Origin of the sequence: Actinorhabdospora filicis, from assembly GCF_030269765.1 — a bacterium.
GTDB classification, from domain to species: domain Bacteria; phylum Actinomycetota; class Actinomycetes; order Mycobacteriales; family Micromonosporaceae; genus Actinorhabdospora; species Actinorhabdospora filicis.
In genome coordinates this window covers 673,422-693,259 of sequence record NZ_BSTX01000004.1, presented here as the reverse complement: position 1 = coordinate 693,259, position 19,838 = coordinate 673,422, and the positions used below count along the sequence as shown (strand labels likewise).

Annotated in this window: 22 protein-coding genes and 1 riboswitch; of the genes, 11 read left to right on the top strand and 11 right to left on the bottom strand. The window is 71.7% G+C overall.

Annotation, left to right across the window (positions count from 1 at the left end):
- Positions 1-183 precede the first annotated feature (183 nt).
- Positions 184-711: a hypothetical protein gene (locus QSK10_RS28315; RefSeq protein ID WP_285666236.1), complete on the top strand. Its 528-nt coding sequence runs from the start codon at positions 184-186 to the stop codon at positions 709-711.
- Positions 708-1,211 (top strand): hypothetical protein, encoded by a 504-nt coding sequence (locus tag QSK10_RS28310; RefSeq protein ID WP_285666235.1) that lies wholly within the window; start codon positions 708-710, stop codon positions 1,209-1,211. Before QSK10_RS28315 ends, QSK10_RS28310 begins: the two co-directional genes overlap by 4 nt.
- Before the next feature lie 44 nt (positions 1,212-1,255).
- On the opposite strand, the gene thiC is transcribed toward QSK10_RS28310, so the two are convergent.
- The 7 genes from thiC to thiE form a co-directional block, all read right to left on the bottom strand.
- Positions 1,256-2,800, bottom strand: coding sequence for a phosphomethylpyrimidine synthase ThiC (thiC, locus tag QSK10_RS28305; RefSeq protein ID WP_285666234.1), 1,545 nt, complete (start codon positions 2,798-2,800; stop codon positions 1,256-1,258).
- Positions 2,797-3,579: a bifunctional hydroxymethylpyrimidine kinase/phosphomethylpyrimidine kinase gene (gene thiD, locus QSK10_RS28300; protein ID WP_285666233.1), complete on the bottom strand. Its 783-nt coding sequence runs from the start codon at positions 3,577-3,579 to the stop codon at positions 2,797-2,799. Before thiD ends, thiC begins: the two co-directional genes overlap by 4 nt.
- Positions 3,576-4,157, bottom strand: coding sequence for a thiamine phosphate synthase (locus QSK10_RS28295; protein WP_285666230.1), 582 nt, complete (start codon positions 4,155-4,157; stop codon positions 3,576-3,578). The genes thiD and QSK10_RS28295 overlap by 4 nt, the downstream gene beginning before the upstream one ends.
- Positions 4,154-4,921, bottom strand: coding sequence for a thiazole synthase (locus QSK10_RS28290; protein WP_285666229.1), 768 nt, complete (start codon positions 4,919-4,921; stop codon positions 4,154-4,156). Before QSK10_RS28290 ends, QSK10_RS28295 begins: the two co-directional genes overlap by 4 nt.
- Before the next feature lies 1 nt (position 4,922).
- Complete coding sequence (gene thiS / locus QSK10_RS28285) at positions 4,923-5,087, bottom strand: sulfur carrier protein ThiS (RefSeq protein WP_432705376.1); 165 nt, start codon at positions 5,085-5,087, stop codon at positions 4,923-4,925.
- A gap of 32 nt (positions 5,088-5,119) precedes the next feature.
- Positions 5,120-6,151, bottom strand: a complete 1,032-nt coding sequence (gene thiO, locus QSK10_RS28280; protein ID WP_285666227.1) for a glycine oxidase ThiO — start codon at positions 6,149-6,151, stop codon at positions 5,120-5,122.
- Positions 6,151-6,804 carry a thiamine phosphate synthase gene (gene thiE, locus QSK10_RS28275; protein WP_285666225.1) on the bottom strand — a complete coding sequence of 218 codons (654 nt, stop codon included), beginning with the start codon at positions 6,802-6,804 and terminating at the stop codon, positions 6,151-6,153. Before thiE ends, thiO begins: the two co-directional genes overlap by 1 nt.
- Positions 6,802-6,912: riboswitch (TPP riboswitch) on the bottom strand. (Overlaps the previous gene by 3 nt.)
- 234 nt (positions 6,913-7,146) lie before the next feature.
- Here thiE and QSK10_RS28270 point away from each other — a divergent pair.
- Entirely contained in the window at positions 7,147-8,094 is a 948-nt protein-coding gene (locus tag QSK10_RS28270) for a LysR family transcriptional regulator (protein WP_285666224.1), read from the top strand.
- A gap of 11 nt (positions 8,095-8,105) precedes the next feature.
- Positions 8,106-8,453 carry a hypothetical protein gene (locus QSK10_RS28265; protein WP_285666223.1) on the top strand — a complete coding sequence of 116 codons (348 nt, stop codon included), beginning with the start codon at positions 8,106-8,108 and terminating at the stop codon, positions 8,451-8,453.
- Positions 8,454-8,473: 20 nt separating this feature from the next.
- On the opposite strand, the gene QSK10_RS28260 is transcribed toward QSK10_RS28265, so the two are convergent.
- Positions 8,474-10,150 carry an ABC-F family ATP-binding cassette domain-containing protein gene (locus tag QSK10_RS28260; RefSeq protein WP_285666222.1) on the bottom strand — a complete coding sequence of 559 codons (1,677 nt, stop codon included), beginning with the start codon at positions 10,148-10,150 and terminating at the stop codon, positions 8,474-8,476.
- Between the two features lie 40 nt (positions 10,151-10,190).
- Positions 10,191-10,562, bottom strand: a complete 372-nt coding sequence (locus QSK10_RS28255) for a VOC family protein (RefSeq protein ID WP_285666221.1) — start codon at positions 10,560-10,562, stop codon at positions 10,191-10,193.
- Positions 10,563-10,664: 102 nt separating this feature from the next.
- Between QSK10_RS28255 and QSK10_RS28250 the strand changes: the two genes are divergently transcribed.
- Complete coding sequence (locus tag QSK10_RS28250) at positions 10,665-11,294, top strand: hypothetical protein (RefSeq protein WP_285666219.1); 630 nt, start codon at positions 10,665-10,667, stop codon at positions 11,292-11,294.
- On the opposite strand, the gene QSK10_RS28245 is transcribed toward QSK10_RS28250, so the two are convergent.
- Together QSK10_RS28245 and QSK10_RS28240 are read right to left on the bottom strand one after the other, a co-directional pair.
- Positions 11,291-11,962 carry a response regulator gene (locus QSK10_RS28245; RefSeq protein WP_285666218.1) on the bottom strand — a complete coding sequence of 224 codons (672 nt, stop codon included), beginning with the start codon at positions 11,960-11,962 and terminating at the stop codon, positions 11,291-11,293. The two genes, QSK10_RS28250 and QSK10_RS28245, sit on opposite strands and share 4 nt — an antisense overlap.
- Before the next feature lie 4 nt (positions 11,963-11,966).
- Positions 11,967-12,902 (bottom strand): sensor histidine kinase, encoded by a 936-nt coding sequence (locus QSK10_RS28240; protein ID WP_285666217.1) that lies wholly within the window; start codon positions 12,900-12,902, stop codon positions 11,967-11,969.
- 213 nt (positions 12,903-13,115) lie between these two features.
- Between QSK10_RS28240 and QSK10_RS28235 the strand changes: the two genes are divergently transcribed.
- The 6 genes from QSK10_RS28235 to QSK10_RS28210 all read left to right on the top strand — a co-directional run bounded on the left by QSK10_RS28235 (position 13,116) and on the right by QSK10_RS28210 (position 19,818).
- The gene (locus tag QSK10_RS28235) at positions 13,116-13,856 is read left to right on the top strand and encodes a lysophospholipid acyltransferase family protein (protein WP_285666216.1); all 741 of its coding nucleotides are present in this window, start codon (positions 13,116-13,118) and stop codon (positions 13,854-13,856) included.
- Positions 13,857-14,632: 776 nt separating this feature from the next.
- Positions 14,633-14,920, top strand: coding sequence for an SHOCT domain-containing protein (locus QSK10_RS28230; protein WP_285666214.1), 288 nt, complete (start codon positions 14,633-14,635; stop codon positions 14,918-14,920).
- Between the two features lie 131 nt (positions 14,921-15,051).
- Positions 15,052-16,086 (top strand): NAD-dependent epimerase/dehydratase family protein, encoded by a 1,035-nt coding sequence (locus tag QSK10_RS28225; RefSeq protein ID WP_285666213.1) that lies wholly within the window; start codon positions 15,052-15,054, stop codon positions 16,084-16,086.
- A gap of 37 nt (positions 16,087-16,123) precedes the next feature.
- The gene (locus QSK10_RS28220) at positions 16,124-17,041 is read left to right on the top strand and encodes a serine hydrolase (protein ID WP_285666212.1); all 918 of its coding nucleotides are present in this window, start codon (positions 16,124-16,126) and stop codon (positions 17,039-17,041) included.
- Between the two features lie 156 nt (positions 17,042-17,197).
- The gene (locus tag QSK10_RS28215) at positions 17,198-17,977 is read left to right on the top strand and encodes an ATP-binding cassette domain-containing protein (RefSeq protein ID WP_285666210.1); all 780 of its coding nucleotides are present in this window, start codon (positions 17,198-17,200) and stop codon (positions 17,975-17,977) included.
- Positions 17,977-19,818: a YhgE/Pip domain-containing protein gene (locus QSK10_RS28210; protein ID WP_285666209.1), complete on the top strand. Its 1,842-nt coding sequence runs from the start codon at positions 17,977-17,979 to the stop codon at positions 19,816-19,818. Before QSK10_RS28215 ends, QSK10_RS28210 begins: the two co-directional genes overlap by 1 nt.
- Positions 19,819-19,838 lie beyond the last annotated feature (20 nt).

The following is a 19,838-nucleotide window of genomic DNA, read 5'->3' as shown; positions in this document are numbered from 1 at the left end:
GCCTCACGCGGGCGGCGGTGACGGGGGCCACTCCCGTGCCCGGGACCGTCCCCGTGGTTGTGGCCGGTGTCACCGGCCGGCACGTCCTCTCCCCTGCCCGGGGGATGGTGTCCCCTCCCGCGCGGGACGTGAGCGGCCCCCGTCCGGCGCGAGGCTCATGGCGTTCCCCATCAAGGAGTAGTCATGAGCCGTCTGAGCCGCCTGCACGGCCAGCTCGCCGCCGGTGTCCCCCGCTGGGCCGTCCGGACCGCCCTCGTCATCAGCCTGCTGGCCCTGCCCTCGGGGATCTGGCGGATCCTGTTGGCCCTGAACGTGCCGATCCTGGAGCACTCCGACGCCCCGCCGGACGAGGGCCCGCTCTCCGGGCTCTGGTACGTGATCGCGCTGAGCGTGGTCAGCGAGGCCCTGGCGTTCCTGGCCTTCGGCCTGGTCGCCCGCTGGGGCGAACGCGTCTTCGGGTGGCGCATCCCGGTCCTGGCCGCCACGATCCCGGCCGCGCTCGGTTCGGTGGCGCTGCTGATCTTCCCGTGGGCGATGGCGACCTCGGCCCTGGGCATGAAGCTGAACGGCGAGCCCGACGGGCTGATCCTGCACGGCTGGCAGGTCGCGGTCTTCTGGGTCTGCTACGCGCCGCTGGCGCTGTGGCCGCCGCTGCTGGCGATCCTCACCGTCCACTACTACCGCCGCCGCACCCGGGCGGTGGCGGCGTGAGGCTCCACGGAGCCGTCGCGGAGGGCGCGCCCCGGTGGGCGGTGCGGCTGGCGGTCCTGCTGCCCTTCCTGATCCTGCCGTCGTGCGCGTGGCGCTTCGCCCACGCGCTGGACGCGCCGATGACCATCCCGCCGCCGGGGGTGACCGGGCACGCCGGGCTGCCCTACGTCATCACCTTGTTCTTCGTCAGCGAAGGGCTCGCGCTGCTCTGCTTCGGGCTGGTGGCGCGCTGGGGCGAGCGGCTGGGCCGGTGGCGCGTCCCCGTCCCGGCGGCGGTGATCCCGGCGGGGCTCGGCTCGCTCGTGCTGCTGGTCTTCACCTACGGGCTGCTGCTGGTGCCCTTCGGCACGAAGATCACCGGCGGTCCCAGCACTCTGTTCCTGGCGGGCTGGCAGGTGCCTGTGTTCTGGGCGGCCTACGGGCCGCTGGCCCTGTGGGGGCCGGTGGTGATGGCGCTGACGGGGCAGTACTGGTGGCGGCGGACGCGGCGAGCCCGGTGAGGCGGGGTGCGGCGGCTTCGGGCCGCCGCACCCTATTCACCGGCTCAGCCGACGACCGGCAGGTACACCTTCCCGCCGCTCTCCACGAACTCCGCCGACTTCTCCGCCATGCCCTTGGCCGCGTACTCCTTGAGGTCCTGGGAGATGCGCATGCTGCAGAACTTCGGTCCGCACATGGAGCAGAAGTGCGCGGTCTTGGCGGGTTCGGCCGGGAGGGTCTCGTCGTGGTACTCGCGGGCCGTCTCGGGGTCAAGGGAGAGGTTGAACTGGTCTTCCCAGCGGAACTCGAAGCGGGCCTTGGACAGCGCGTCGTCCCAGGCCTGGGCGGTGGGGTGGCCCTTGGCGAGGTCGGCGGCGTGGGCGGCGATCTTGTAGGCGATCACGCCGGCCTTGACGTCGTCGCGGTTGGGCAGGCCCAGGTGCTCCTTGGGGGTGACGTAGCAGAGCATCGCGGTGCCGAACCAGCCGATCATGGCCGCGCCGATGGCGGAGGTGATGTGGTCGTAGGCGGGCGCGATGTCGGTGGTGAGGGGGCCGAGGGTGTAGAAGGGCGCCTGGTGGCACAGCTCCTGCTGGAGGTCGACGTTCTCCTTGATCTTGTGCATCGGCACGTGGCCGGGGCCTTCGATCATGACCTGGACGTCGTGGCGCCAGGCGATCTCGGTGAGCTCGCCCAGGGTGCGCAGTTCGGCGAACTGGGCCTCGTCGTTGGCGTCGGCGATGGAGCCGGGACGCAGGCCGTCGCCGAGGGAGAAGGCGATGTCGTAGCGGGCGAAGATCTCGCAGAGTTCCTCGAAGTGGGTGTAGAGGAAGCTCTCGGTGTGGTGCGCCAGGCACCAGGCGGCCATGATCGAGCCGCCGCGCGAGACGATGCCGGTGACGCGGTTCGCGGCCAGGGGCACGTAGGCGAGGCGGACGCCGGCGTGCACGGTCATGTAGTCCACGCCCTGCTCGGCCTGCTCGATGACGGTGTCGCGGAAGACCTCCCAGGTCAGCTTGACCGGGTCGCCGTTCACCTTCTCCAGGGCCTGGTACAGCGGCACGGTCCCGATCGGGACGGGCGAGTTGCGCACGATGTGCTCGCGGGTCTCGTGGATGTGCTTGCCGGTGGACAGGTCCATGACCGTGTCGGCGCCCCACTTGACCGCCCACTGGAGCTTCTCGACCTCGGCGGCGATGGAGTCGGAGACCGCGCTGGTGCCGATGTTGGCGTTGATCTTGACCAGGAAGCGGGTGCCGATCAGCATCGGCTCCGACTCGGGGTGGTTGACGTTGACCGGGAGGATCGCGCGGCCGGTGGCGATCTCCTCGCGCACGATCTCGGGGTCCAGGCCCTCGCGGATCGCGGCGTACTCCATCTCGGGGGTGATGATCCCCTTGCGGGCGTAGTGCATCTGCGTCACGCGCTCGCCGGGTCCGCGCTCGTCGATCCACGCCTGGCGCATCCTCGGCAGGCCGACCTCGGGGTCCGAGCCGGGACCGGAGGTGTCGTAGAGCCGGACGGGCGGGTTGTCCCCGGCCAGGTGGACCTCGGCGAACGGAACCTGAATGTCGGGACGGGAGCCCTCGACGTAGACCTTCTGCCTCATGTGGACACTCCTTCGGGACGAACGTGGTGATCGACGGGACCGTGCCCCGCGCCGAGCCGCCACTCCCGGGCGGCGGCGATGGCGCGGGAGATGTAGGACTTGGCCTCGCGCAATGCCGCTGGAAGGGCATGGCCGAGCGCGAGACCGGCGGTGATGGCCGCGGAGAAGGTGCAGCCGGTGCCGTGGGTGTTGACCGTGTCGAGGCGCTCGCCGTCCAGGAGCCAGGTGCCGTGGCCGTCGGCGACCTCGTCGGTGGCGCGCGGCCCGGTCGCGTGGCCGCCCTTGAGGACGACGGTGGTGCCGGTGGCGGCGGCCAGCGCCCGCGCGTCCGGGACGCCCAGGACGCGGGCCTCGGGCAGGTTGGGGGTGAACACCGTCGCATGTGGAGCGAGCAGGCGCAGGTAGTCCAGCGGGTCGCCCTCGTAGAGGAGGGCGCCGGAGGTGGACACCAGGACGGGGTCGACCACGAGGTTGGGCAGGCGGCCGCGTTTCGCGTAGTCGGCGACCACGGCCAGGATCGCCGGATCACCGAGCATCCCGGTCTTGACCGCGACCACGTCGAAGTCGGCCAGGACGGCGTCCAGTTGCGCGGCCACGAAATCGGCCGGGACGCGGTGGACGCCGCGCACGCCGGTGGTGTTCTGGGCGGTCAGCGCGGTGATGACGCTGGTCCCGAAGACGCGGTGGGCGGCGAAGGTCGACAGGTCGGCCTGGATGCCCGCCCCCCCACCGGAGTCGGATCCGGCGATGGTGAGCACGACCGGTGGCGCCTGGCTCATCGGGCCGCCTCCACCAGCCGCGCGGCGACCACGCCCGGGTCGCGGGACCGCATGATCGCCCCCATGACCGCCACGCCGTGGGCGCCCGCGCCCAGGCATTCGCGGATCCGGGCGGGGGTGTCGATCCCGCCGAGGGCGTAGACGGGGACGACGGCCTTGGCGCACAGCGCGCCCAGCCCGGCGACGCCGAGGGCCAGGCCGTAGCCGGGCTTCGAGGAGGTCGGGTAGACCGGTGAGACCGTGACGTGGGCGGCGCCCTCGGCCTGCGCGGCGGCCAGTTCGGCCGCGTTGTGGCAGGAGCGGCCGAAGACGGCCCGGTCGACGGGACGGGCGGCGGCCGCCAGGTGGTAGGCGCCCTGCCACCAGGCGGGCGCGACGTCGCGGACGGCCAGGATCAGCCGTCCGCCGACCTCGCCCAGCAGGTTCGCCAGGCGGGTGGCCAGCAGGCGGCGGTCGGGATCGCCGTGCTCGCGCAGCACGACCTGGCGCACCCCGGCGTCGATCGCGGCCTCCATCACCGTCCACAGGGGATGGTGGCTGCGCGCGCCGTCGGTGAGCAGCAGCAGCCGGGCGGTCACAGCGCCGCCATCCCTTCGAAGGCGGTGGACGCCTCGGCGTGCGTGCGCCGGGGTATCCGCCCGGCGCGGTGGGCCAGGCGCCCGGCGATGACGGCGTGCCTCATCGCCTCGGCCATCGCGGTGGGGTCTTCGGCGCGGGTCACCGCCGAGGCCAGCAGGACCCCGGAGCAGCCCAGCTCCATCGCCTGCGCGGCCTCCGAGGCGGTGCCGATCCCGGCGTCCAGGATGACCGGGACACCGGCGCCCTCCACGATCAGCGCGATGTTGTGGGGGTTGCGGATGCCCAGGCCCGTGCCGATCGGGGAGCCCAGGGGCATGACCACGGGGCATCCGGCGTCGGCGAGGCGACGGGCCAGGATCGGGTCGTCATTGGTGTAGGGCCAGACGGTGAAGCCGTCGGCGACCAGCTTCTCGGCGGCGGCCAGCAGCTCCACCGGATCGGGCAGCAGCGTCTTCTCGTCGCCGATGACCTCCAGCTTCACCCAGCCGGTGCCGAAGGCCTCGCGGGCCAGGTGGGCGGTGCGCACGGCCTGGACGGCGGTGAAGCACCCGGCGGTGTTCGGCAGCAGCCGCACGCCGCAGCGGTCGACGACGTCCAGAATGGACCCCGGCGCCGAGGGGTCGACGCGGCGCAGCGCGACGGTGACCAGCCCGGTGCCGCTGGCGCGGATGGCGGCCTCGGCGGCGGCGTGGCTGGAGGCGCCGCCGGTGCCCAGGATGAGGCGGGACGGCAAGGTGACGCCGTCGACGGTGAAGTCGTCCACGTCAGCCGCCCTGGCTGGCGCGCAGGATCTCCACGTGGTCGGCCTCGCGCAGGCGGCGGCCCCATTCCCCGCGGGGCACCACCTCGCCGTTGACCGCCACGGCCACGCCGCGGCCGGGACGGACGTCGAGCAGCGCGGCGGCGTCGGCGACGGTGGCGTCGTCCATAAGGGACCGTGTCGCGCCGTTCAGGTTGACGTTCACTGGAACCTCCTGGGATGGAAGGGCTGGAGCGCCGAGGGCTCCTCGCCGGTGACGACGAGCGCGGTGATCAGCTCGGCGGTGACGGGAGCGAGCAGGACGCCGTTGCGGTAGTGACCGGTGGCGGCGATGACGCGCGGATCGGCGGTGCGGCCGAGGATCGGCGCGTTGTCGGGGGTGCCGGGACGCAGTCCCGCGCGGACCTCGCGCAGCTCGTACTCGGCCAGCTCGGGGAGCACGTCCAGCGCGTCGCGCAGCAGCTCGTAGGCGTCCCCGGCGCGCGGCGCGGTGTCGAAGCCGCGCTCGGCGGAGGACGCGCCGACCACGACCTCGCCGTCGGGCCGGGGCACGACGTAGACGCTGCGGCCGCCGACGATGCCGCGCACGGTGAGCCGCAGCTCGGCGGGCCCGCGCAGGCGCAGGACCTGGCCGTGCACGGGCCGCACCGGCAGGCCGAGCAGGTCACGGGCGCCGGTGCAGACCACCACCCGGTCGGCGTCCAGTGTGGACGGATCGGTGACCGCCGCGGGGACGAAGGCGACCCCGGCGGCGCGGCAGGCGTCCAGCAGCGCTGCGTGCAGGCGGCGCGGATCGGCCTGGTGGTCGCCGGGCGCGTGGACGCCGCCCCGGACCCGGGTGGACAGCAGGGGTTCCAGCGCGCGGGCCTCGCCCCCGGTGAGCCGGTGGGATGCCAGGCCCAGCCGGGCGTAGAAGCCGTGCTGGCGGTCGAGTTCGGCGCGGTCGCCGTGGTCGAGGGCCACCAGCAGGGTGCCGTGCTCGGTGTAGGCGTCGCCGAGGCCGAGTTCGGCGGCGAAGGCGGGCCACAGGGCGAGGGAGGCCAGCGCGAGGGAGGTCAGGGCCTCCTCGCCGTAGTGGGCCTCGGTGACCGGCGCGAGCATCCCGGCGGCGACCGTGGAGGCTCCCGAACCCGGCGCGGGGTCGTGGACGGCCACGCCCAGGCCGCGCTTCGCGCAGCGCAGGGCGATGGACAGCCCGATGACCCCGCCGCCGACGATGGCGACGTCGGTCATCAGCCCTCTCGCCGTCCTTCAAAAGACGGGAGCACCTTGAGGAAGGACTTGGTGGCCTCGAAGGGATCGGCGGCCCGGGAGATCGCGGCCACGACGGCGACGCCGTGCGCGCCCGCGTCCAGCAGGTCCGGCACGCGCTCGGGGGTGACGCCGCCGATGGCGATGACGGGAATGTCCACGGCCTGCGCGACCGCGCGGATCCCGGCCGCGCCCAGCGGATCCGGCAGCCCGTCCTTTGTGGACGTGTGATGCGCGGGCCCGACGCCCAGGTAGCTGGCTCCGGCGCGCCGGTGGGAGCGCCCGGCGTCGGGTTCGCGGCAGGTGCCGCCCACGATCGCCTTCGGTCCCAGCACGCGGCGGGCGGCGTCGACCGGGAGGTCCTCGGCACCCACGTGCCCGCCGTGCGCGCCGACCGCGAGGGCGACGTGCAGGCGGTCGTTGACCAGGCATATCGCCGCGTGGTCGGCGCACAGGGCGGCGACGCGGAGGGCGAGATCGAAGGCGGCGCGGTCGGTGGCGGCGTCCTCGACGCGCACCTGGATCAGCGGCGCCCCGGCCGACAGGGCGGCGCGGACGGCGCCGAGGGTGTCCACACCCGGGGAGGTGTCGGTGATGACGTGCAGGCGCGGCAGCGCGCCAGGGGGTACGGCCATTGGCGATGGCTCCTCTCCCTGCGCCGGCATGACCCGGATCAGGTTCGACGGTCCGCGGCTGCATGCCGCAATCTCAGCCCAGTGCACTGGACACCCGTGGGTTTCTGGCCGCTACCGTACGCCGCTTCAGCGGCGCGTATCAAGAGGGTCGCGTCAAGTAATCTCCGTCACCACATCCGGGGCAGTCTGTCCGAAATGGACGGCTCCTTCAGAACACGGCGAACGATGGCGGTGAGCAGGGCGGCGATCTTGTGGGGCATGCCGTCGATCCTGTGCCGGCCGGGCGCGAGACTCCAGCACCTTCCCCGGAGGCATTGACGCGCTTCTGTAGATAATCGCGGCATGGATCTGCATCCCCGCCTGCTGCGGGTCTTCGTCACCGTGGCCGAGGAGCTGCACTTCGGCCGCGCGGCGGCCCGCCTGCTGGTCGCCCCGCAGGCGCTCAGCCGCGACGTGGCGCGCCTGGAGCGTGACCTGGGTCACCCGCTGTTCCGGCGGTCCACGCGGGCGGTCGACCTCACCGAGCACGGCCGGAACCTGCTGCCGCACGCCCGGCGGTTCCTCGACGTCCACGACGAGGTGGCCGAGGCGATCCGGCCCCGGCGGCGGCCCCTGCTGATGGACCTGAACGGGCCCGCCATGACCTCCGGCCGCATCCTGGCCGGGGCCCGCGCCGCCGCGCCCGAGGTCGAGTTCGCCGGGCGCTTCCACAATGGACTGGCCGCCGCCGCGCGCGAGATCCTGGCCGGGAACCTCGACGCGGCCTTCGGGCGCTTCGCCGGGCTGCCACCGGAGGTCCGGGACCGGCTGCGCCACACCGTCGTGCGCGTCGAGCGGGTGGCGGTCCTGCTGCCCGAAGACCATCCCCTCGCCGCCTACGCCGAGGTGCCGCTGGCCGCGCTGGACGGCCACCGCGTCGACATCGGCCTCGGCAACCCCGCCAGCACCGAATGGGCCGACTACGGCCGCAGGCTGCTGTCCCTCAAGGGCATCGACCCGTCCCCGGCCCGCGCCTGGCCGCAGGGCCCCGAGGAGATGACCGTCTACATTGGACGCCACCGCGAGCCGATCCTGTTCAGCACCGTCATGCCCGCGCTGCCCGGGACGGTCGTGCGCCCGCTCACCGCGCCCGTCCCGGTCAGCGTGGTGAGCCTGGTCCACCGCCGCGAACTGCGCCACCCCGGCCTCGACGCGGTCCTGGCCGCCGCGCGCGAACTCGGCGCGGCCGAGGGCTGGCTGGCGATCCCCGACGGCGCCTGGACGCCCGCCGAGGACCGGGAGTGGCTGTAGTCTCCGCGATCATGCGTGACGAGTACGGCGAGATCACCAACGCCATAAGCCACAAGACCGAGTTCGGCGAGTACCGCTTCCAGGTCATCGAGCGGATCGTGGAGATCTACACCAGGGGCGAACTCGCCCCGGTGCGGATCCCGCTGAACTGGTTCGCCGCCGAGACCCGCCGGTCCCGGGACGGCGCGAAGGTCGCGGTGTACGCCAACGCGCGGATCACCACGCCGCTGTACCGCTCGGTCACCGGGGTCTTCGAGAACCCCGGGCGCGTCTACGAGGTGACGCGCGAGCAGGAGGCGACCCTGCGGAACTTCTTCACCCGGGTGGGCGAGAAGTTCCGGCGCAAGGTCCTCGAATGACGGGAGTCCTCGACTGACGGCTAACGCACGTCCCACACCGGTTCGGGCGTCTCCACGACCTCGCCGTCGCCCTGGAACAGCACGAAGCGGTCGAAGCCGCGGCTGAACCAGCGGTCGTGGGTGACGGCGATGACGGTGCCCTCGAAGTGCTTCAGGCCCTCCTCCAGGGCCTCGGCGCTGGCCAGGTCGAGGTTGTCGGTGGGCTCGTCGAGCAGCAGCAGGGTCGCGCCGCCCAGTTCCAGCAGCAGCACCAGGAAACGGGCCTGCTGTCCGCCGGACAGGCTCTCCCACGTCTGTTCCGACTGCCGGTTCAGCTCGTAGCGCGACAGGCGGCTCATCGCCGAGGGGCGGTCGAGGCTGGGGCGGTTGTCGTCGCCCTTCCACAGGATCTCCCGCAGCGTGCGCCCGAGCAGGTCGGGGCGGTCGTGGGTCTGCGAGAAGTGCCCGGGGACGACGCGTGCGCCCAGCCGCGCGATCCCGTTGTGCGCGACGGGTTCGAGGCGGGGGCCGTCCAGGGGGCCGCCGCTCTTTGAAAAATCTGTGTCGGTGCCGCCACGGGCCAGCAGCCGCAGGAAGTGCGACTTGCCGGTGCCGTTGGCGCCCAGGACCGCGACCCGGTCGCCGTACCAGACCTCCAGGTCGAAGGGGAAGGTCAGGTTGTCCAGCTCCAGCCCCTCGCAGATCACCGCGCGCTTGCCGGTGCGGCCACCGGCGATCTGCATCCGGATGTCCTGGTCGCGCGGCGGTTCCGGCGGCGGGCCCTTCTCCTCGAACTTCTCCAGCCTGGTCTCGGCGGCGCGCAGCCGCGAGGCCATGTCGGCGTTATATGACGCCTTCTGGCGGTACATGATCACCAGATCCTTGAGTTTCTGGTGCTCCTCGTCCCAGCGGCGGCGCAGCTCCTCGAAACGCTCCCAGCGCGCCACCCGCGCCTCGTGCCAGGTGGCGAAGCCGCCACCGTGCACCCAGGCGTCCCCGGACTCCAGGGTGACGATCTTCTGCGCGGTGTTGGCCAGCAGCTCACGGTCGTGGGAGACGTACAGGATCGTCTTCTCCGACTCGTTGATGCGCCGCTCCAGCCAGCGCTTGGCGGGCACGTCGAGGAAGTTGTCCGGCTCGTCGAGGAGGAGGACCTCCTCCGGGCCGCGCAGCAGCAGCTCCAGCGCGAAGCGCTTCTGCTCACCGCCGGAGAGCGTGCGGACCACGCGCGTGCGCGTCAGGTCCCACGGCTTCTCCAGGATGAGGATGGAGACGGTGTCGCAGAGGACCTCGAAGTCGTAACCGCCCGCGTCGCCCCACGCCGACAGCGCGTCGGCGTAGGCGACCTGGGCCTTCTCGGCGGCCGTGGAGTACTTGCCGCGCTTCTCGGCGTCGGTGATCGCCTTCTCGGCGGCGGCCAGCCGCTCCCCGAGCTCGCGCAGCCGGGGCGGGGCGAGGGACAGCGCGAGATCGGAGAGCAGCCGGTCGTCGTGGACGAGGATCTGCCGCATCACCCCGAGCCCACCGGCCCGGTTGATGACGCCCTCATCGGGCGCGGTGTCCCCGGCGATCATCCGGACGAGCGTGGTCTTACCGGTTCCGTTCGCGCCGATGAGGGCGACCTTCGCGCCCTCACCGACCCGGAAGGAAACCCCGGAGAACAGCTCTCTGCCGTCGGGAAGGATCCGGCCGACACCGGCCACGTCTACGTAACCCACGCAGGGAGTCTGCCGGGGATCGCCCCGCGCGGCCAGCGGTTTAGCCGCTGACCCACGAGACGAACTCGTAGTGGACGCCGTTGGGGTCGGCGATCACGAAGAGGCGCTCGCCCCACTCCTCGGTCTTGAGGGGGACGACGAGGTCGCCCACGCCCGCGAGGCGCGCGTACTCGGCGTCGATGTCGCCGACGGTGAAGGCGACGATGACCCCGGCGGCCCGGGTGCGCAGCGCCTCGGGCAGGACGGGCGAGTTCTCGTCGAGGAAGATCAGCGCCGGCGCCTGGGGGTGGGTGAGGGAGGCGAAGCCGTCGGCGGCCATGGCCTCGCTGTACCCGAAGTGCTCGCGGGCGAAGTTCGCCGAGGCGGCGACGTCGGCGACGTTGATCGAGACGGCGGTGGCGGTGATTTCCATGCGACTCCTTCTGGCGGATGACTTCGTACAGTGTACATCGTACGGCGTACGAAACAAGGAGCGGCGGTGTGATGTCGGTCCCTCGTGGCAGAGTGGCGTCCCATGTCGGTCCATGACCTCATCCCCCTCCTGCCCGAACCCGCCGAGCTGCGCCGCCGCGCCCTGGCCTGCGCGGCGGCCGAGGCCGCCGCCAGTGACGACGGGGCGTATCTGACGTACCACTTCACGCCGGAGTGGGGGCCGGGCACGGCGATGATGCAGCTGATGAACGGGTCCGGCGACGATCTCTTCATCGCCTTCACCGGCCACGGGGTGTTCCTGTGGGGCTTCGACCACGAGTCGGAGGTCTCGCCCTGGCGCGAGCACCCGCGCGAGTTGTGGCCGGGCCTCCTAGACGGGCTGCCGCCGGTCTTCGGGCACCTCGTGGACAACTTCGCCGACGACGGCGTCCTGGACGCGACCTTCGCCGCGTGGTGGACGCCGGAGTCCGGCGAGTGGCGCTGCGGCCCGGTGGAGTTCCCCGGCGGCGAGAACGACGGGGCCATGTGGCTGTGCAAGGTCGTCGCGGCCGAGGACCCGGCGGCGGCGTTCGGGAAATGGGCCGCCGACTACTACGGGGTGCCCGTGGACGGCCGGTGGGCCTTCGCGGGCGACGCGCCACCGGACGGCGCGCGGCGGGACGCCGGCGAGCTGGCGGCGGCGCTGCGGGAGATGGGCTACCCCGGGTCCTAGCCGAGCCAGCCCGGGCGGACCAGGCCCGATTCGTAGGCCATGACCACCAGCTGCGCCCGGTCCCGCGCGCGCAGTTTGATCATGGCGCGGCTGACGTGGGTCTTGGCGGTGGCGGGGCTCAGGAAGAGCTTCTTGGCGATGTCCTCGTTCGACAGGCCGGTGGCGACGAGGGCGACGATCTCCTTCTCGCGTTCGGTGAGGCGGTCCATCTCACCGCTGGGCACGGGCTCCTTGGCGCGGGCGGCGAACTCCGAGACCAGGCGGCGGGTGACGCTCGGGGACAGCAGCGCGTCGCCGCGCGCGACCACGCGCACCGCGTGCAGCAGCTCCACTGGCTCGGTGTCCTTGACGAGGAAGCCGCTGGCGCCCGAGCGCAGCGCCTCGAAGACGTATTCGTCGAGGTCGAAGGTGGTGAGGATGACGACCTTCACGTCGGTGAGGGCCGGGTCGGCGGCGATGGCGGCGGTGGCGGCCAGGCCGTCGGTGCCGGGCATGCGGATGTCCATGAGCACGACGTCGGGGACGAGCTCACGGACGAGGCGGACGGCTTCGGCGCCGTCGGCGGCCTCGCCGACCACGGTGATGCCGGGGGCGGAGTCCAGGAGGGCCTTGAAACCGGCGCGCAGGAGCGCCTGGTCGTCGGCGAGCAGGACGCGGATGTCGGTCACCTCCTCATCCTGGCAGTTCCGCGCGGACCGTGAAGCCGCCACCGGGCGCGGGCCCGGCGGAGCACGCGCCGCCGAGGGCGGTGGCGCGTTCGCTCATGCCGCTCAGGCCGTTGCCGGGGACGGGGACGCCGCCGCGCCCGTCGTCGGTGACGGTGACGACGACGTCGCCGGGCCGGTACTCCAGGGTCACCGCGGCCGTGGACGCGCCGGAGTGGCGGAGGGTGTTGGTGAGCGATTCCTGGGTGATGCGGAGCGCGGCGAGCTGCGTGGGCAGGGGCACCTCGCGCGGGTCGCCGAGGACGGTGAGGGTGACGTCGAGTCCGGCGGCGCGGACGCTGTCCACGATGCCCGGCAGCTGCGCCAGCCCCGCCGTCGGTGAGCGCGGCGCGGCCTCGCCCGGGTTGCGCAGCAGGTCGAGGGCCGCGCGGAGGGAGCCGAGGGCGTCCTTCGAGGCGGTCTTGATCGCCGCGAGCGCCTCTCGCGTCTGCTCGGGCCGCTCGTCGACGAGGTGCAGCGCCACGCCCGCCTGCACGTTGATGAGGGAGATGTGGTGGGCGAGGACGTCGTGCAGCTCCTGGGCGATGCGCAGGCGTTCCTCCCCGGCGCGCCGCTCCTCGTCGGCGGCCTCCTCCCGCTGCCGCGCCCGGTGCCGCTCGACGCGCATCCGGCGTCCCCACAGGAACAGGGCGGCGATGACGGAGACGAAGATCGGCCCCGGCGGGTATCCCAGCGTGTAATAGGCCGCCGCGGCGGCCATGGTCACGCCGATGACGGTCCGCGGAAACCGCCCGGCGAACAGCAACGCGACCGGCCCGGCGAGCACCAGGACGATGGCCAGACGGTCGAGATGATGCGCAGCATCGGGCTGCGCACGCGCCGCGCCGAGCGTGCCGAAGATCTGGACGAGCGCGACGGGCACGGCGATGAGCGCCCACGGCACACGGAACGCCTCGGGTGAGAGGTTCCCCTTCCGCCCCCGGGGCGCGCGGTCACGCTGGGTACGGTCTTTATTATCGCCTTGCTCGTCTGGGTGCACCCGTTCACGGTATGCGTCGCCGCTGGTCGGCGCATTCCCCGCGCGGAGTGGGCTCGGGTACGACATCGGGAGTAGGAATGTGTCGGCGTCGCCCGCCGACGAGCGTGAGGGAGAACGGTGACTTTTCTGTACAGGGTCCTCCAGGTGACCGCGGCGCCCGCCATCCGTGTGGTGTGGCGTCCGAAGTTCACCGGCACGGAGAACATCCCCCGGCGAGGCCCGGTGCTGATCGCGGCCAACCACCTCTCCGCCGCCGATCACTACTTCCTGGGACTGATCACCCACCGCCACATCGCCACCATGGCCAAGATCGAGTACTTCGCCCAGCCCGGCGTCAAGGGCAAACTCATGAGCGCCCTCTTCAACGGCCTCGGCCAGGTCCCCGTCGACCGCTCCGGCGGCCGCGCCGCCCTCGACGGCCTCGGCGCCAGCGAGCAGATCCTCCGCGAGGACCGCGTCCTGGCGATCTTCCCCGAAGGCACCCGCTCTCCCGACGGGCGCCTCTACAAGGGCAAGACCGGCGTCGCCCGCCTGGCCCTCGCCACCGGCGCCACCGTCGTCCCCGCCGGCATCCAGGGCACGCAAGACGTGCAGATGGAGGGCCAGCTCCTGCCGAAGATGGCGAAGGTCAGCATCGACATCGGCAAGCCACTGGACTTCTCCGACAAGCTCACCGACTCGCCCGACCGCCAAACCCTCCGCGAAGTCACCGACGAGATCATGCGCGCGATCCAGGCCCTCTCCGGGCAGGAGTACGTGGACATGTTCGCCGCGCGTGCGAAACGCGAACTCGCGGAGAAGCAGAAGGCGGAAGAGCAGGAGAACGGCGAACAGAAGCCGGAACAGCAGGAGCAGTAACAAGCAAGACGAGCACGGACCAACACGCCACAGGGGCCGCCCACGACAAGGGCGGCCCCTGTGGCGTTCCGGGAAGGATGGCAGTTGGTCGGAGCCGGGCGAGGTGACCGGCGGGCAACGGGGTCAAAACCCGGGTGAGAGACAAGCTCGTTGTTTTAGAGCCGGGCACAGTGACTGGCTGGCTACGGGGTCAGAACCCGGGTGGGGAACAGGCTTGTTGTTTTAGATCCGGACCGAGACGGCCCGTAAGCCGCACGACAACACGGGCCCGAGACCAGATCCGCTGGGGTGACTCGGGATAGGAGAGGTGGATCCTCCGTCGGTCGGCCAGACGTGGTTTCAGAACGCAGGTTCTGGGGGTGTCAAGACACGCCCTTCCGTCTTGACACCCCCAGGTTCTGCGTTCAGCGTCGCTTTGGCCGGCCAGAGGAGGAGACGCCTCCCGAGAGAGGTCCGGCGTCCAGGGGCCGCACCCCTGGTCGGGTCCTAGGGCTGAAAGCCCTGACCAGACGGCGACCGTGACATAGCCGCAGCGCAGGGAATCGGGTGAGGGCGACCCGTGGGGGCGGGCGAGAAGCGCGGGGAGACGCGCTCGGGGTAAGGGCGAGGAGCAGGGGCCGGGGCAGAGCCCCCCAGGGATCCCCCGTACTCCCCCCGAAGTACCCCGACAGCCGCCCCCGAGCCGACGCGATCCCCCGCCAAAAACCCCACGCTGGACATAGATCGCCCACCCAGCTCAGCTCACCCAACCCACCAACTCCACCAAGGAGCAAGCAATGTTCACCCAAGCCCTCCTCGCCACCGCCTCCACCACCGACCACTACGGCTGGCATGGCGGCCCCGGCCCCTGGTTCCTCCTCTTCCCCCTCTTCTGGATCGCCGTCTTCGTCACCCTCGGCCTCGTCTTCGGCCGCCGTCGCCGCGCCTTCTGGCGCGGTCAGGCCGAACGCGCCGCCCAGGCCCCCCAGGTCAACGCCGAGAGCGTCCTCCGCGACCGCTTCGCCCGTGGCGAGATCGACGCCGAGGAGTACCAGTCCCGCCTGAGCACCCTCCGCGAAAGCTAAGCCCCGAGAAAGCCAAACCGAGCGTCGGATTCCCGTCACCCACCTCCCGACGGGATCCGGCCTCCCCTACCCTCACCCTCCCGAGCCCGCGAACGAACCGCGAGAACCCACCCCCAAACCCGGGAGGTGAAATGCGCATCCTGCTCACCGGCCACGAAGGCTACGTCGGCTCCGCCCTCCTCCCCCTCCTCCTCACCGCCGGTCACGACGTCATCGGCCTCGACCCCGGCTGGTTCCGCGACTGCGCCTTCCCACCGGGCGCGACACCACCGGAGGTCCCGACCCTGCGGATGGACGTGCGGGACGTCACCTTCGAGCACTGCGCGGGTTTCGACGCGGTGGTGCATCTGGCGGCCCTGAGCAACGACCCGCTGGGAAACCTGAATCCCTCGGTGACCTACGACATCAACTACCACGCGGCCGTCCGGCTGGCCCGGGCGGCGAAGACGGCGGGGGTGCCGCGGTTCCTGTTCTCCTCGACGTGCTCGATGTACGGGGCGGGCAGCGCGGGGTGGATCGACGAGGGGGTGTCCTTCGCCCCGGTGACGCCTTATGGCGAGTCGAAGGTGCTGGCCGAGCGGCGCATCGCGGCGCTGGCCGATGACGAGTTCTCCCCGGTCTTCCTGCGCAACACCACCGCCTACGGGATCGCCCCGAAGCTGCGCGGTGATCTGCTGGTGAACAACCTGGTCGCGTTCGCGCTGGTCGCGGGCCGGATCAACGTGCGGGGCGATCCGGACGCCTGGCGGCCCTTGACGCACGTGAGCGACATCGCGCGGGCCTACGCCGCCGTCCTGGGCACGCGCCGGGAGATCTGGCACAACCGGGCCTATCACGTGGGCGTGAAGACGGAGAACCACCGGCTCGGCGACATCGCCCGGCTGATCGAGGAGACGGTGGGCGGGCGCGTGGGGTTCACGCCGGACCCGTACGGCGACGATCAGGGCTACCGGGTGGCGTGCGACCGGATCGCCGCCGACATCCCGTCGTTCCGTCCCCGGTGGACACTCGCGGAGGGTGTCCGGGAGCTCACCGAGGCGTACCGGTCCGAACGGCTGAATCTGGCCGAGTTCGAGGATCGTTATCTGCGGATTCGCCGGATTCGCCGCCTCCAGGCCGATGGGCTGCTGGATCGGCGGCTGCGGCCGGGCGTCGTGATCGCGTAGCCTGGCAAGCCGTCCCCGCACCCCTCCCCGAGGACCGATGCGCAAGATCTTGGAGTTCATCCGGGATCTGGCCTGGGTCGCCTTCTCGTGGGCGCCCCGGCAGGCCTGGAAACGCAAGCCGCTGCGCGCAGCCGCGCTCGGCTTCCTCGCCGTGGCCGCGGCCGTGACGCTCATCATGGTCCAGAATCCGCCCTCCCCGGGGATGGCCGCCGCCGCGCCGTCGGTGCTGCCGCAGGCCGAACCGGCCGCGCCACTGGTGGACGCCGGCGAGCTCACCGAGTCCCTGGACGCCTATCTCGCGCTGCACCCGGAGCTGGCCGGTTCGGTGCGCGTGAGCGTCGGCGAGGAGTTCTTCGACTACCACCCCGAGCTGCGCTTCGAGACCGCCTCGATCGTGAAGGTCGACATCCTCGCCACGCTGCTCTATCTGCAGGACGCCCCGCTCACCCGCGATCAGCGGGACATGGCCAGCGACATGATCACGCTGTCCGACAATGACGCCACCAACGAGCTCTACGGCGACATCGGCGGCCCGGCGGGGCTGTCGAAGGCGAACGAGGCCTTCGGGCTGAGCGAGACCGAGGCGGGCTGGGACTGGGGCGCGGTGAGCACCTCGGCGGCCGACCAGGTGCGGCTGTGGCACGCGGTGATGTACCCGGGCGTGCTGTCCGAGGACGAGGTGGCGCTCATCCGCGAGCTGACCGCCTCGGTGGTCTCCGAGCAGGTCTGGGGCGTGGACCGGCTGTCGGTGCCGGGCTCGGTGGTGCGCCTGAAGAACGGCTGGGACTGGCGCGACAACCTCGACGGGCGCTGGCTGGCCCACTCGGTCGGCATGATCGAGACGCCCGGCGAGCCGGACGTGTTCGTCGCGATCCTCACCAGCGGGCACACCGACTACGAGGACGCGCTGGACGTGGTGAGCGCCATCGGCTCGCTGATCGCGGCCGCGGTGTAACGGTCCACACTCGACCGCGACGCGTCCCGGGCCGGTCGCTCACCGTGCACGATGGCCGGGTGCGAACCTGGACCGATCCCCCCGAATCGGGTCGAATTCTCTTACCGTACTCGTGAGTAACATAGCTGTGTGTCAAAAAGCTGTGATCATGAGGAGATGACCGACGAGACCACCGTGCTGCCCACTGTGGATTACGGCAGCATGGACGTACCGGCGTTCCTCACCGCGCGGAACCTGTCCGCGAAGGGGCCCGAGGGCCCCATCTTCGACGGCGTGAACGTCACCGCCGAGCGCGGGCAGCTGCTCGCGATCGTCGGCCAGGGCGACACCGGCCGCACCTCGCTGCTGCTGAGCCTCACCGGCCGCTTCAAGCACTCCACCGGCTCGGTCACGGTGGACGGCCACGACGAGCCCAAGCGCATCCGCGAGTACGCCGCGATCGCCTCCGCCGGGCCGGTCATCGTCCCCGACGAGCACCTGACGGTCGGCGCGCTCACCTCCGAGCGGCTGCTGATCGGCGGCGCCGAGATCACCCCGGCGTCCATCGTGGAGGCCTGCGCGCTGTTCGGCATCAACCCCGACTCCGGCACCCGCTTCGGGCACCTGGACGCGCCCACCAAGGTCCTGTTCACCCTCGCGCTGGCCACCGCCGAGCACCGCCCGATCATCGCCATCGACGACGTGGACAAGGGCCTGGACCGCCCCAACGTCCATCGCGTGTGGACGGCCCTGCGGCAGCTCGCCCAGCACGGGCACCTCGTCATCGCGACCACCGCGCAGCCCGGCATCGCCGACGTGACCGTGCACCTCCCCAACGCGCCCGTCGACGCCGACACGCCCACCCGGATCGTGCCGCGCGTGGAGCCCGCTCCGCCTCACCACACCGGCCAGCACCGCGCCGAGACCATCGCCCAGCGCGACGAGGAGACCAACTGATGAAAGCCCTTCGCCTCGCGCTGCTGGAGTTCCGGCGGTTCTCCCAGCCCGTCATGCGCAAGCTCGCCCTCGGCATGATCGTCTTCGTGCCGCTGCTGTACGGCTCGCTGTACCTGTGGTCCAACTGGGACCCCTACGGCGGGCTGGACAAGGTCCCGGTCGCCGTGGTCAACGAGGACCAGCCGGCCACCGTGGACGGCAAGCAGCTCAATGCCGGGGACGAGTTCGTCGCGCAGCTGAAGGCCACGCCCATCTTCAAGTGGGAGTTCGTGGACGCCGACGAGGCGAAGAAGGGCATGGAGTCCGGGGAGTACTACTTCTCGATCACCGTCCCCAGTGACTTCTCCGCGAAGCTGGCCAGCCTCGCCGGGCAGTCACCCGAACGGGCCTCGATCGACATCACCCTCGACGACGCCAACGGCTTCATCATCGGCATGATGGCCGAGACGGTGAAATCGCAGCTCCAGAACCAGATCAACACCGCCGCCTACACCACCTTCGCCACGACCATGTTCGGCAGCCTCGGCGAGCTGCACACCGGTCTCGCCGACGCCGCCAACGGCGCCTCGCAACTGGCCTCGGGCTCGGCGGCGGCCTCCGACGGCGCGCACAAGCTCGCCGACGGGCTGGGCACCCTGGACAACGGCTCCAGCCAGGTCGCCACCGGCGCGCAGCAGGTCTCCGACGGCGCCAACCAGCTGAACGGCGCCGTCCAGCCGATCGCGAAGTTCGCCCAGGACGCGCTGCCGGGCGTGCAGGACAGCATGGCCAGCGCCGCCGAGGTGTCCGGCACCATCGACACCGACATCAACCGCGTCAAGGACCTGGCCTGCAAACAGGACCCCGACGGTGAGATCTGCTCGCGCCTGACCGGCATCGCCGGGCGCGCCGACAACGTCAACGGCACCATCCAGGGCGCCAACAAGACCATCCAGAGCCTGTCCCCCGGCCAGATCGGGGACGCCGCCGGCAAGGTCCAGCAGCTCACCGACGGCGCCAAGCAGGTCGCCGACGGCGCGCGCCAGGTCAACGAGGGCGTGGGCACCGCCAAGACCGGCGCCGACCAGCTCGCCGCGGGCACCGACCAGCTCAAGACCGGCTCCTCGCAGCTGTCCTCCGGCCTGGCCTCGGCGGTCTCGAAGCTGCCCAGCGGCGACTCCGCCGACAACGCGGCCAAGGCCGACGTGCTCGGCTCGCCCGTCGGCGTCAACACCACCAACGAGCACCCGGCCGGGGTGTACGGGCGCGGCCTGGCGCCGTTCTTCTTCGCGATCGCGCTGTGGGTCTTCGGCCTGGTGGCCTTCCTGCTGCTGCGCACGTTCAACGCCCGCGCCGCCGCGGCGAAGGTGAACGCGTTCACCGTGGCCCTGGGCGGCTGGCTCCCGGCCGGTCTCCTCGGCATCGCCGGTGGCCTGGTGCTCTACGTCGTCGTCGACGTCGGGCTCGGCCTGAAGCCGGTGAACGTGCTGGGCACCATCGGGATGGTCGTGCTGGGGGTGATGTGCTTCTCGGCCATCGCGCACTTCCTGCGGCTGGCCCTGGACGCCGTCGGCGACGTGCTGATCCTGGTGCTGCTGATGCTCCAGCTCACCGCGTGCGGCGGCCTCTACCCGATCGAGACCGCCCCGGCGTTCTTCCGGGCCATCCACCCGTTCCTGCCGATGACCTACTTCGTGGACGCCCTGCGCGTCACGATCTCCGGCGGCGTCGGCTGGCACGTGGCCCGCGACGCGGCGATCCTCGGCGCGATCTTCCTGATCGCGGTGGGCGCCTCGACGCTGACGGTGCACGCCCAGCGGCGCTGGAACATGATGCGGCTGAAGCCCGCCGTGGAGATGTAGGACTCACTCGCTTGACCCCA